This is a genomic window from Sphingobacterium sp. HMA12 (assembly GCF_002933815.1).
Classification (GTDB): Bacteria; Bacteroidota; Bacteroidia; order Sphingobacteriales; family Sphingobacteriaceae; genus Sphingobacterium.
The window spans coordinates 2001331-2015022 of the sequence record NZ_BEYR01000001.1; the positions used below are offsets into that span (position 1 = coordinate 2001331).

At 40.7% G+C, this 13692-nt stretch carries 13 protein-coding genes; 1 reads left to right on the forward strand and 12 read right to left on the reverse strand.

The features are described 5' to 3' along the window. Window positions 1–65: 65 nt before the first annotated feature. From HMAT_RS08565 to HMAT_RS08620, 12 genes are all read right to left on the reverse strand, one after another. The gene (locus HMAT_RS08565) at window positions 66–989 is read right to left on the reverse strand and encodes a hydroxypyruvate isomerase family protein (protein WP_104382318.1); all 924 of its coding nucleotides are present in this window, start codon (window positions 987–989) and stop codon (window positions 66–68) included. Window positions 990–1005: 16 nt separating this feature from the next. Beyond that, window positions 1006–1989, reverse strand: coding sequence for an FAD:protein FMN transferase (locus tag HMAT_RS08570; RefSeq protein ID WP_158655678.1), 984 nt, complete (start codon window positions 1987–1989; stop codon window positions 1006–1008). A 52-nt stretch (window positions 1990–2041) separates the two neighbouring features. Beyond that, on the reverse strand, window positions 2042–3355 hold the full coding sequence (locus tag HMAT_RS08575) for a Gfo/Idh/MocA family oxidoreductase (protein ID WP_104382320.1): 1314 nt from the start codon (window positions 3353–3355) through the stop codon (window positions 2042–2044). Between the two features lie 29 nt (window positions 3356–3384). Beyond that, a complete protein-coding gene (locus HMAT_RS08580; RefSeq protein ID WP_104382321.1) occupies window positions 3385–4353 on the reverse strand; it encodes an SUMF1/EgtB/PvdO family nonheme iron enzyme in 969 nt (322 codons plus the stop codon). 241 nt (window positions 4354–4594) lie between these two features. Next, window positions 4595–5185, reverse strand: a complete 591-nt coding sequence (locus HMAT_RS08585) for a hypothetical protein (RefSeq protein WP_104382322.1) — start codon at window positions 5183–5185, stop codon at window positions 4595–4597. Between the two features lie 5 nt (window positions 5186–5190). Next, window positions 5191–5934, reverse strand: a complete 744-nt coding sequence (locus HMAT_RS08590; protein WP_104382323.1) for a hypothetical protein — start codon at window positions 5932–5934, stop codon at window positions 5191–5193. A 404-nt stretch (window positions 5935–6338) separates the two neighbouring features. Beyond that, window positions 6339–6602 carry a 50S ribosomal protein L27 gene (gene rpmA, locus HMAT_RS08595; RefSeq protein WP_046672918.1) on the reverse strand — a complete coding sequence of 88 codons (264 nt, stop codon included), beginning with the start codon at window positions 6600–6602 and terminating at the stop codon, window positions 6339–6341. Window positions 6603–6645: 43 nt separating this feature from the next. Next, window positions 6646–6957, reverse strand: a complete 312-nt coding sequence (gene rplU / locus HMAT_RS08600) for a 50S ribosomal protein L21 (RefSeq protein ID WP_028068281.1) — start codon at window positions 6955–6957, stop codon at window positions 6646–6648. A 150-nt stretch (window positions 6958–7107) separates the two neighbouring features. Beyond that, window positions 7108–9150 (reverse strand): M13 family metallopeptidase, encoded by a 2043-nt coding sequence (locus HMAT_RS08605; protein WP_104382324.1) that lies wholly within the window; start codon window positions 9148–9150, stop codon window positions 7108–7110. A 68-nt stretch (window positions 9151–9218) separates the two neighbouring features. Then, window positions 9219–10727, reverse strand: coding sequence for a carbon-nitrogen hydrolase family protein (locus HMAT_RS08610; RefSeq protein ID WP_104382325.1), 1509 nt, complete (start codon window positions 10725–10727; stop codon window positions 9219–9221). A gap of 151 nt (window positions 10728–10878) precedes the next feature. Beyond that, the gene (locus HMAT_RS08615; RefSeq protein WP_104382326.1) at window positions 10879–11220 is read right to left on the reverse strand and encodes a DUF3467 domain-containing protein; all 342 of its coding nucleotides are present in this window, start codon (window positions 11218–11220) and stop codon (window positions 10879–10881) included. A 37-nt stretch (window positions 11221–11257) separates the two neighbouring features. After that, on the reverse strand, window positions 11258–12376 hold the full coding sequence (locus tag HMAT_RS08620) for a M42 family metallopeptidase (RefSeq protein WP_104382327.1): 1119 nt from the start codon (window positions 12374–12376) through the stop codon (window positions 11258–11260). 162 nt (window positions 12377–12538) lie between these two features. Here HMAT_RS08620 and lgt point away from each other — a divergent pair, with 162 nt between their 5' ends. Next, a complete protein-coding gene (gene lgt / locus HMAT_RS08625; RefSeq protein ID WP_104382328.1) occupies window positions 12539–13354 on the forward strand; it encodes a prolipoprotein diacylglyceryl transferase in 816 nt (271 codons plus the stop codon). Window positions 13355–13692 lie beyond the last annotated feature (338 nt).

Genomic DNA, 13692 nt, shown 5'->3' on the forward strand with positions numbered 1-13692 from the left:
TAATTGGTTTTACCTGCTCAATTTAAGAAATTAAATCTAATTGTCAATAGTACACTATTAAAATATTACAAAAAGCTATCTACCTCACGGTAGGCAGTGACCAACCGATCTTCACCTTCCTTGCCCGGCTTCGAATTACCATGTTCCATCCCCATAATACCTTTATATCCCTTACTATGAATATGTTTGAATACGTTTTTATAATTGATTTCGCCCGTAGTGGGTTCTTTCCTTCCCGGATTATCGCCAATTTGGATATAGGCAATTTCATCCCAGCAACGATTCATATTAGCGATCAAATCTCCCTCTGTTCGTTGCATATGATAGATATCGTACAAAATCTTACAGGATGGGCTATTGACAGCCTTACATAAGGCATAGGTTTCATGCGTTTGCTGTAAAAATAATTCCGGGGTATCGCTCAGCGTTTCAAGCACCATTACCAAACCGTGGGGCTCGAAGATCTCTGCTCCTTTACGCATTGCTGTAAGAATATTGCTGAATTGATTTCCCCAAGGAAGTCTTCGCTCATAGAATCCGGGAACTACCGTAAGCCATTTTGCATTACAGCGTTTGGCCGCTTCAACAGACTTATGACAAGTTTCGACAAATTTATCCAAAAACTCCTGTTTGCCTGTCGCTAAGGAAGGCATCCAATTTTGGCCACCATCAACCACAAATACGCCCATGGTCATCCCCAATTTGGCCAATAGTTCCCCTATTTTCTTTTGCTCATCTAATGTACGGCCGAGATAGCCATTATCTTCAATTCCACGAAATCCCAAATCATGCATGTAACGAATTTCGTCAAGAAAATTATCCCCTGCATGATTCTTGAACATCCCTTGATGGGGTGCATAATTTAGATTGAATGTCTTTCCTTTATCCATCATATTGGTTGCATTTTGATTTGTTGAGGCAAATGTATGCCCAGATAATCCGGCTCCAGCAGCCAAAAGGCCACTTTTAATAAAATCAGATCTTTTCATTTTTGTTTATAGTTGATTAATTTTTAAATAATTTACCAAATCCATCCGAATAAACCGTCTGAATGGCTTGGTTTTTATTTTTATAAATGACAAAAACCTCCACGTCTTTAAGCTTCTTGGCCGTAGCAATAATTTCGGCAGGCTCCATGCTCATAAAGTAATTGTCCAGGGCATCGGCATCCATGGCCGTTCCGGCATACACCGTAACACTTAAGATGCTGGTTGTATAGGGAAAACCTGAAATGGGATCTATATGGTGTCCCAGTTTTTTATCCTTATATTTAATAAACTTCTCAAAACTACCAGCCGTAGTTAAAGCCCCGGACCGGAGCTGCACAACCGCCGTCATTGTCTCTTCCTGTCTACCTTCATCGGGCTGTATAATACCGATTGAAAAGCCCTGTTGTCCGGGAGGTGTTCCCGAAACCCGGATTTCGCCCCCTACTTCTACCATATAATCCGACAGTCCTTTCTGTTTTAGGTAATCTGCCAGCACATCCACCGTATAGCCCTGTGCGATACCATTCACATCAATCTTAACACCCGATTTTTTCTTTACCAGCCGATTGTGATTGACTTTGAGGTAGTGCATACCGACAAATTGCTTTGCCTGGTAGACCGTGGCCGAATCTGGTACTACGTCGCTTTTTCTCGCACCAAAGCCCCAAAGGTTGACCAGTGGGGCAATGGTAATATCGAATTGGCCTTTGGATAGCTTGTTGTACCAAAATGAAGCTGCAATGACATGCGCCATATGTTGATCCATTTCGATATGCGTCACCGTATCCCGGTTGAACAACGATATCTTGGAATCCTTGCGATAGACCGACATGGATAGATCAATAACTTTTAAGATACTGTCTATTTCCGACCGCTTGACAACGCTATCCGTAGCAAAATAAGTAAGGTGAAACTGTGTGCCTTGTGCAGGGCCTTCCAGTCGAATCTTGCTTAATTCTTTTAAACCCGTTTGTGCCTGTAAACCAAGCGACCACATCATAAAAAAGAATATATGGCAAATTTTCCCGTTTAGCCCCATCACCGCACAGCTATTAAATATAAAGGTTTGTATTTTGACCCGGATTAGCTACAGCATAAAAGCCTTCGGTATCAGGCAATAACTTCGGTTTAGCGTCCCAAGCCAGTACATCTGGGCCCAATTTGATCGTTGATTTCAATGCCTCATCCCATTTGATGACCTTACCTGTATAACAGGCGATACGGCCAATGATACCAGTTAAAGTACTGTAGGCACCGTACTCTGCATTGTCAAACTTATACTCCCCTTTGGCAATCGCCGCGAAAAGTTCTTTATGTTCCTGTTGGTAAGGGTTAGGATTACCTTTCGCATCATGACGATAGATTTCTTTACCCTTCCAATCGTACAATACGGCTTGGCCACCAGCTGAAAGGTATACACGACCTTTTGTGGCCTGAAACTGCTCATCAACACGATTTTGTATTCCTTCAAAATGTCGACATTGGCTATATACCACACTGTTGTCGGAATAAGTTAATTCCAACGCAAAATTATCGTAGATCTCGCCGTATTCTTTGCCTGTACGGTGCGCCCTGCTTCCAGTACCCTGGATAGATACCGGATAAGAACCTTTCACCCAGTTGGCAATATCAATATTGTGGACGTGCTGTTCAACAATATGATCACCACATAACCAGTTGAAGTAGTACCAATTACGCATTTGATACTCCATTTCCGTTTGCTCAGGCTTACGTGGGCGTACCCATACGCCGCCCGAATTCCAATAAACCTGTCCTGAAGTTACATCACCGATTGCACCATCGTGAATACGCTTGATTGCCTCACGGTAATTCGTTTGATAACGGCGTTGCAACCCTACGACAACATTTAATTTTTTGCGTTTAGCTTCAGCAGCCGCACGAATAACTTGTTGTACGCCCGGAATATCCACAGCAACAGGTTTTTCCATGAAAACATGTTTTCCCTGACGGATCGCTTCTTCAAAATGTGTTGGTCTAAACCCTGGAGGCGTAGCCAAAATAACCACATCTGCCAATTTTATTGCCTCTTTATAGGCGTCAAAACCAACAAATTTATGATTGTCGCTGACATCAATTTTATCTTGCCATTTTTCCTTAAGGGTATTATATGTACTATCTAAATTATCTTTAAATGCATCAGCCAAAGCAACAACTTTGATGTTCGCTCCCGAACTTAGCGCATCAAATGTAGCCCCTGTACCCCTACCTCCACAACCGACTAAAGCTACTTTGATCACGTCGGAACCAGCGGCATAGGCTCCAGATAAAGGCAGCGAACTTAACATGGCGCCGCCTGCAACCATGGCAGAAGTTTTAATAAAATCTCTTCTTTCTAGATTTTCCATAATAGTTTTAAATTGATTATTTTATTTTTTTAAAAATCTTTAATTGGTTTTTTATCATAATAAGCCATAATTTCCTCATGGCTAGGAGGATTGACCGGCCTAACTAAACGCATACCAACGAATGGTGCCTCAGGAAACCACCAATTACTTTTTGGAACCTGCGGGTCCAATTGTTTCCATATTGGATCCGAAGCGCCACGAGCGGCCGAACGCAGATCAGCAGCAGCACTGTCAAATGCCCCACCGCGAACAACATTAGGATATAAAGTCGTTGGAACAACAACTGGATTAGTCAACACCTTATCCTTACCTTCCGTGTAGCTATCAGCCTTATATTGGTCGTAAGTCCATTCACTCACATTCCCATAAATATCATAAAGACCCCAGGGATTTGGCTTTTTCTCCCCTACGGCATGTGTCTTTTGCTCAGCATTATCCTTAAACCAGGCATATTCTCCTAATGGCATATCGTTATCGCCGAAAAAATAGGCTGTCTTGGCACCAGCACGTGCTGCATATTCCCACTCTGCTTCGGTAGGAAGACGATAGAACACACCGGTACGAACATATAACCACTTACAGAATTGAATCGCATTATAGTGGGTCATCGCAAGTGCCGGATGCCCCTCTTTCCCAAAACCAAATGTCATATCAAGATAAGGCTTCGTAGGCCGGGTTACGGCATCTATTTCTGGAGCAACCTTACCGTCCTTACTTTTCGCAATTTCATAATCCTTGTACAAAAAGGGTTCGAACAAGTCCCAGGTTACTTCATACTGTCCCATCCAAAAAGGGTCGAGCTTAACCTCGTGCGCTGGCTTTTCATCTTCCTTCCCGCCAGATACAGATCCCATTTTAAAGCTTCCGCCTGGGATAGCCACCATTTTAAACGAAAGATTGGTCCCCGCAATGGTCTGCTCATAAGGATCTAACTTGTTTTGAGCAATGGCATATACGCCAGTAAACAGTAAAACAGGAATTAAGAATCTTTTTAACATATTTAGGTTTCTATTTAAAGACTAAAATATAAAATAAGGTGTATACTTTACACTTTGACACTATAACTTTTTTATTACAGTTTAATTCTTACCAGCAAATTCTATTTATAATAACGGTTTAGCAAATTGACTTGTCGCGTATTAAGACAAGCACTGTATATAAAAAATAACGCTGTCAATAAAAAAGGTTTTCCATTCTCATGGAAAACCTTTTCATCTTCTTGCTGGGTCTATAACCTTTTTAGAGCAGAATCTTTCGACTTACCGCTTTATCTATGGTAATGTATCCTGGATAAAATACAGACTGACCAGCAATGTTGATTGAAGGTTTAATTTTTAACGTAAATATTCCCTTTTTATTCTCGTCACTGGACATTAAAAAATTTTGCAGATCAGAATTTACCAAAAGATCATAAATATTGGTCGCAATACGCACATTGGCCATCGTTGACCCTCCGGGTTCAATTTGTAAGGATTGATTAACAATTCCTTCAACAAGCTGTTGACCGCCATACAGGATAATATACTGAAACTTATTGATTGATGCCTTCTTTAAGGTGGGGTTATCAATCTTAAGGCGAATAACCGCATCCAATGGAATATCTTTTCGTAAATAGGCCAAAGCCAAACTGGGTGCCGCCCCTAGATCAATCTGATTATTTTTGATCAGACGCTGCAATGATGTTCCTGCCAATCGAATACTGTCTACAGACTCTACATCAAACTTACATTTTGCCAAGTTCTCGATCTGTGCCTTTTGTCTATTCACACCGCATCCGGAAATAAATAAACCCAAAAAGACCAAACATCCAAATAAAATTTTCTTGCTCATAGCCGCTATTTTCCTCCAAATTTATACAAAACTCCCAGTGTAAACAATGGGTAACCCGCTTTTAAATACGTATTGCTTTTAAAACCGAAAACCATTCCATTCGTATACTGCAATTTCCATCCTTTCCCGAGCCCCATCCGTGTATAAAATACGGGCTCAATCAGCATGTTATCTTCTTTCTCTACGGGAAGCCCATCAATAGCGAAGTTCTTCATACGCATATTGCTCAGTCTGATAATCGTTCCATAGTCAATATCATGTCTATTACCGAACAATTTCAGGGCGTCTTTCTTTTCCGAAGAAAAATTCACCTGCACAAACACTTTGTCAAAATCCATATACTTTGTCTCGACGATTGCTTGCCCCATGGTTGAAGATCTTTTATCAATTACACTCGTGGTCCCCAGTCCATATCCGCCATACACTTCAAATACACGATTATTTTTTCGTCCAAAACGGGTATAGTATCCGATCCCCGCTTCCCCCATTTTCTGTGCATAGTCTTTCGTATTGGATCTATTATCCACATAAGATCCATTGGCAATGACAGCGACATGATCGGTCACTGCTACCCCCAGGTTTGCAGATACGTTTGCCTTTGTGTTTATATTTCCGGAAACATACACCTCTCCAGCTTCCGTAAACATAGGTGCCGAAGGCACATTGGGCATATAGATCGAACTACAGGAATAGAATGAACAGGCAAATAACCCAACACACAGACCATATCCAAACTTGTTGTATTTCATATATAAGTAATTATTCATTTGTGTTCGCATACAATGGTATTCATGAATACTTCGCATTTTGTATTTTAATGGCCATATTGAATATCCATACTATATATGTACCAGTGTTTACCCCCAGACGCAGTATATGCTTAAAAACACATATCCCTTATAAAAATTGTACCAAAGCAGTTACATTTAACAGAAAATAACAATTCATCGCACGATTTAGCAGATAATTGATGAGCAGACACAATAATTACAGTTTGCATAGCTCAGCAAGCAGCTCGTATCCAGACAGATGAACACTGCAGATTTTTAACAAAGTCATTAAAGCTGTTTAATAAAAATTTAAACAACTTTAATGATGTGCATAAAAAAAGGCATCAATTGCTTGATGCCTTCTTCAAATATTGTTGCAAACCTTATGCTTGTTCTGTAGGAACTACAGATACATAAGATTTATTGTTAGCTTTTTTACGGAAAACTACTTTACCGTCTACTAAAGCGAACAATGTGTGGTCTTTACCAATACCAACATTCGTGTCAGGATTGTGTTGTGTACCGCGTTGGCGTACGATGATGTTACCTGCGATTGCTTGTTGACCACCGAAGATTTTGATACCTAAACGCTTGCTATGTGACTCACGGCCGTTCTTAGAACTACCCGCACCTTTTTTGTGTGCCATTTCTTTATCTTAATTTAAGACTGATGTCTGATTAAAAATTCAATTATAACGTAATACCAGTAATCTGGATTTTAGAAAATTGTTGACGGTGACCGTTTTTCTTTTTGTAGCCTTTACGACGTTTTTTCTTGAAAACGATAACTTTATCGCCTTTTAAATGAGACAAAATTTTAGCCGAAACTTTTGCACCAGCAACGCTAGGTGTACCAATGGTAAATTTACCACCGTCTTCTGCTAACAATACATTGTCAAATTCAATACTAGCGCCTTCATCTCCTTGTAAACGGTGTACAAAAAGGAACTGGTCTTTTGCAACCTTAAATTGCTGTCCTGCTATATTTACTATTGCGTACATTGTTAATTAATTAAATGTGTTATTAAATGAAGGGCAAAAGTAATTAGTTTTTACCACAATTCAAAGATAAATCTATCTTTTTCCATTCATTTCTTTCCAGCTGATCTGCTACTACTATAGGGAAATAACAGAATAGCAGGTAATAAGGGCTTACCAAACTAAAATTCTTTTTTCTGGGGCAACGTACATTTTAGCTGTTGGCTGTACATCAAACGCTTTATAAAATGCTTCCATATTATAGACAGGGCCATTCACACGGAATTGCTCCGGACTATGTGGGTCAACCTTCAAACGTAAACGCATGCGCTCGTCGCTGCTTTTTACCCGCCATACTTGTGCAAAACTTAAAAAGAAACGCTGATCACCTGTAAAACCATCAATCTTCTCATTCCCCTGCCCTTGTTTGGTCAGTTTAAACGCATCATAAGCAATGTTCAAACCACCGATATCGGCCAGATTCTCCCCTAAAGTCAATTCTCCATTGACATGTTGATTATCCAATAAGGTGAAACTTCCGTATAATTTCGCAACCTGATTTGCGCGTTCAGTAAACTGTTTGGCATCCACAGGTGTCCACCAGTCGTTTAAGTTACCAGCCTTATCATACTGCCGCCCTTGATCATCAAAACCATGAGTCATCTCATGACCTATGACAGCACCAATAGCACCATAGTTGATCGCATCATCCGCATTGGCATCAAAGAATGGAAATTGTAGAATTCCGGCAGGGAATACAATCTCGTTGTATGGTGGATTATAGTACGCATTGACCGTCGGCGTGGTCATCAGCCACTCTTTTTTGTCGACAGGCTTACCTATTTTACCGACCATCTCCTTATAAGCGTGCTTTGCAGAAGATTGCAGATTCGCATAATAGGTATCTTTCGCCACTTCCACATCACTGTAATCTTTCCATTTTTCAGGATAACCGATCTTTTTGACAAAAGCTTCCAATTTTTCGATTGCTTTTTTCTTGGTTTCCGGGGTCATCCAGTCTAATTTTTCAATTCTGGTTTTGTAGACCTTTTGCAAATTATCGACCAATTCCATCATGCGCTGCTTTGCTTCAGGCTTAAAATAGTCATCCACATAGAGCTTGCCAACAATCTCACCCAGGTTTTCGTCAGCGGAACTGACCATCAGCTTCCAGCGTTCTTTTTGTTGCTTTTGACCATTGAGTGTCTTGCCGAATAGTTCGAATTTTGCATCGCGAAATTCCTTACTCAGCGCGGTCGCAGAAGCATTTGCCAAATCCGCTTTTAGCTTTGTTTTCCAAATCTCTACAGGCTGTGATTTTAACAGATTGTTTAATGCTAAATAGAACTTAGGTTGCTGCACCAAAATCGTATCGGTCTTCACCTCCAAACGGCCGAGGATATCTTTCCAATTCAAATTGGGTGTCTGTTTCTGGAAATCCTGAACGGCGAACTTATTATAGTTTTTAATCGGATCCCGCAATTCAACAGGTGTCAGATGGGATTTTGCAATTTCCGTTTCCAGTTTAAGAACTTCTTCAGCCGATTTTTGGGCATTTGCCCCCTCACCGATCAGCCCAAATAGTTTAACCAGATAGGCTACATAGGCTGCCCTGATTTTTTTGGCTTTGTCATCCTGATCTAGGTAATAGCTAGCCTCGGGCAGGTTCAGGCCGCCCTGAAAAAACTGGAGTGCATTTTTAGTGCTGATTCGATCATCGGCAGCCACATAAAAACTGAAAAGGTCTCCATCACCATCTTTAAATCCGTCTGCTGCATAGGCGATCAGCTCATCGATAGTTTTCAATGCATTGATTTTCTGAATTGTTCCTTCTATTGGTTTGGCGCCAAGTTTATCGATTGTTACGGTATCCATACCACTCGCATAAAAATCACCGGCTTTCTGTTGATCCGATCCCTTCTTACTGTTAGACTGGGCAGCATTTTCCAATACTGTTTTCAATTTCTGCAAATTTTCGTCCGCCAGAATATAGAATGAACCCCAACCTGTTTCGGAAGCAGGTATCTGCGTATTTTTCATCCATGCGCCATTCGCATATTGGAAGAAGTTATCACCCGGATTGACCGTTGTATCCATGCCAGAAACATCAAAAAAATTGGTTCTGATTTCTTGTGCACTTTCCTTGCTCTTATTTGACTGACATGACAGCATCATTAAGACGATAGAGAGCGTCCCCCATTTGACTTTTTGTATCATACTTTATTAGATTAAAGAATATCATTAAAGCTAAGCATATTTTGAAGCCTCTCAAAAATACAAGCCGATTATTTCAAAAGTTTTACTTCATACAAGTCTTTGCGTCGATCTTTTTTGATTTTTACCGTACCGTATTCATGCAAATCACGCAAAGCATAAAGATCAACATCGGCAATCAGTACCATCTCAGCATTGGGTGTCGCTTCGGCCTTGATGGCATTATTTGGAAAGGCAAAATCCGATGGCGTAAAGACTGCAGACTGCGAATATTGGATATCCATGTTGTTGACACGCGGCAAGTTACCAACAGAACCTGCTATGGCCACATAACATTCGTTTTCGATGGCACGGGCCTGTGCACAAGTCCGGACACGGATGTAGCCATTCTGCGTATCCGTCATAAAAGGCACAAAGAGGATTTGCATGCCCTGATCGGCCAAAATACGACTCAATTCCGGAAATTCCACATCATAGCAAATCAGCAAACCGACTTTACCACAGTCCGTATCGAATATTTTTACCTCACTTCCACCGACCATACCATAATACTTAAATTCATTTGGCGTAATATGAATTTTCTTGAATTCATCCAGCTTACCATTTCGATGACATAGGTAAGAAACATTATAGAGTTTCTTATTTTCCATCAGCGGCATAGAGCCTGCTATAATATTCACGTTATAGGAAACCGCAAATTGCTGGATACGATCAATAATCTCGGAAGTATGCTGCGCCAGTCTTTCCATTGCCAATCGTTCAGGGAGGTCGTTATATGGACTCATTAATGGTGTGTTAAAAAACTCCGGAAACATAATAAAATCCGTTCCGTAGTCGCTCACAGTATCCACAAAGAATTCAATCTGGTCATAGAACGCTTCGATATTGTCGAATAAGCGCATCTGCCACTGCACCAATCCCAGACGAATCGTCTGCTTGGTCGTTGAGATCGACCGGGTTTCCGATTCGTAATAAATATTATTCCATTCCAGCAAGGTGGCAAATTCCATCGATTCAGCATCCTCAGGCAGATAATGTTTCAGGATCTTTTTGACATGAAAATCATTGGAAAGCTGAAACGTCAATGTCGGATCATAAATCTCTTTGCGTTTGACCTTCTCAATATAGACTCTCGGACTCATCTTGTCCGCGTAATTATGGTAGTTTGGAATCCGACCACCGGCAACGATACATTTTAAGTTCATCTGCTCGCACAGTTCCTTACGTGCATCATATAGGCGCCGCCCCAGTCTCAATGCGCGATGTTCCGGGTGGACAAATACCTCAATACCATACAACGTATCTCCGTCGTTGCTATGTTTACTGAATTTACCGTCATCAATAATATCATAATAACTATCGTAGATGTTATTCTTTTTAGAATTGAGGATAATGGACAGCGCACAGGCAACCACATGCCCATCGATCTCCACACACAATTGCCCTTCGGGAAATATCTCGATCAGATCCAGAATATTTTCCTTCGACCAGGTATCTCCAACACCATCATAAGCTTGTTCCATTGATTTTTTCAAATCAACATAATCTTTCTTTGTCAAGTTGCGCACTTGAATATCCATATAAATCTCCTTTTGAAATAAGTTTTTCTAAAAATAGCAAAAGTCGGGCCCAAGCCCAAATACTGGGGTAGCCCAGTAACCACAAATGGAGACAAAAAAAGGCGCCAATTGTTTTATTGGCGCCTTAATTATCGATAGATTATGTTATTGACTATGCTTGACCTTGAGGAGTTCCGAAAGGAAATGCTACAGTTGGGTCACCACCTTGTTGAGGTTGTTCAGCAACACCCACATCCATTTTGATCGGACCGTTCAAAGCTTCGAAACGATTCACGTTATCAACCAATGCACCTAACAAGCGTTTTGCGTGCTCTGGAGTCAAAACGATTCTTGATTTCACTTTTGCTTTTGGCACTCCTGGCATCACACGGATAAAGTCAACCACAAATTCTGTATTAGAGTGAGTGATAATCGCAAGATTTGAGTAGATTCCTTCTGCTACTTCTTCTGTCAACTCGATGCTCAATTCGTTTTGATTTTGGTTATTTTCCATAATAATTCTAAATGATAAGTTAATATAATCCTAAATTCTATTTTGTAAATGTTCTAAAGTCCTGTCCATCCTCGATATTCAACAACGTCTGATAGATCAAACGGATCACGTTGTCGACATCCTCTTTATGCACCATTTCAACCGTCGTATGCATATAACGTAGCGGCAGGGAAATCAGAGCGGAAGGCACACCGCCATTGCTGTAGGCAAAAGCGTCAGTATCTGTTCCTGTATAACGCGAACATGCCTGACGTTGAAATGGGATATTATTTTCCTCTGCAACTTTAACCAACAGTTTATTCAAATTGACCTGAACCGCTGGAGCATAAGATAGTACTGGACCTTTTCCGGAGAATAAATCTCCCTGAGTGATCTTATTGATCATTGGTGTCTGGGTATCATGCGTCACATCAGTCACAATGGCAACATTCGGTTTAATGCGATCTGCAATCATTTCGGCACCGCGCAAACCAATCTCTTCCTGCACCGAATTTACGATATATAATCCAAACGGCAATTTCTTTTTATGCTCTTTCAGCAGGCGCGCAACCTCAGCAATCATAAATCCGCCGGCCCGGTTGTCCAGTGCACGTCCGATATAATAACGATCGTTCAGTATCGAAAAGGTATCTTCGTAGGTAATCACACAGCCTACGTGCACTCCTAATGCTTCAACTTCCTCTTTGGAACTGCATCCACAATCCAAAAAGATATTTTTTAGGGAAGGATTTTCTTCTTTCTCGCCCGAACGTGTATGGATGGCAGGCCAGCCAAATACCGCCTTCACAATGCCTTTTTCCGTATGGATGTTCACCCGTTTGGAAGGCGCAATCTGATGATCTGAACCACCATTGCGTACCACGTAGATCAATCCATCCTTTGTAATGTAATTGACAAACCAGGAGATTTCATCGGCATGCGCCTCGATCACCACTTTATAGGCAGCCTTTGGATTGATTACACCAACCGCCGTACCATAATTATCAACAAAAGTTTCGTCCACATAAGGCTTCAGATAGTCCAGCCATAAACGTTGACCTTCCCATTCAAAACCTGTGGGTGAAGCATTGTTTATATATTTTTCAAAAAATGAAAGCGAATCTTTTGTTACGACTGCTGTCGTTTTCGGTTCTTTTTTCTTATTCTTTTCAGCCATCTTTTCCTTTTCTATTTACTTTCGTCAAAATATGAAAATTTCAATGAAATGCAAAAGTAAAAATGTTTTTTGGAATATTCCTTTTACATTTCACTTTGATTTTATTGAAAAATAAGATTAAACCTTATCTTTACCTTGGTAATTTAAACAGACATAAAAAATATGAATTCAATACTAAGTGCAATACATTGGAACGTAGATCCCGAAATGTTCAACTTTGGCGCATTTGCCCTACGCTATTACGCCTTATGTTGGCTCCTCGCTTTCTTTGTGTCCTATGTTATTATGTTGCGCATTTTCAAAAAAGAAGGCCGGACGCAAGAGCAACTGGATCAACTCTCCATCTATATCTTCCTAGGCACACTGATCGGCGCACGACTTGGTCATTGCTTGTTCTACGATTTCGACTATTATAAAGACCACATTCTGGAAATTTTCCTTCCTTTTAAATGGGATAAAAACGGATTCCAGGTGACAGGATTTGCCGGATTGGCCTCCCATGGAGGGGCCATTGGTATCCTTGTCGCACTTTACCTCTTCTGCCGTAAGACAAAAACTGACTTTTTATGGTTAGCGGACAGACTAGTTGTGGTTGTGCCTATCGCCGGCGCGTTGATCCGTATTGGCAATTTTTTCAATTCGGAAATGGTGGGTACGCCTACGGATTTGCCCTGGGCAATAATTTTTGAACGCCATGATAACATCCCCCGCCATCCGGGCCAGCTCTATGAAGCCATCGCCTATATTATCATCTTTATTATTATTGGCTCCTTATTCAAATCGAACCCGAATCGTCAAAAAGGAAAATTGTTCGGTATTTTTATGGTTCTATTATTTGGTGCACGAATGGTACTGGAGCATTTTAAAATTGATCAAGAAGCCTTTGAACAAAGCATGTTACTCAATATGGGACAACTCTTGAGTATACCTTTTATTTTAGTTGGTCTCTATTTTATCTTCCGCAAACCAAAAGCGTAAAACAGACTGCGATCTATTATTGTTCGTAAGACATATATAAAAAAAGGCATCTTTTTCTGATAAAGATGCCTTTTTTTATAATCATATTCAAGGTTATGAATGCTCCGTCAATGCTTCGGCTTCTGTTCGACCGCGTTAGCTATCTGCTCCTACAGATGATCGCATCTTGCTCGACATGAATCCCTGATGAATCCGACATGAGTCCATAGTGAGTCCGTGTTAAACACGGACTCAATGTGCACTGATATTGTTCGCACTATGCTCAGACCTGCTTCTAGGGGCGAATCAGGCCCGAATCAGTCTCAAATAAGATGTAAACAATTGTCAAATAACGCTTG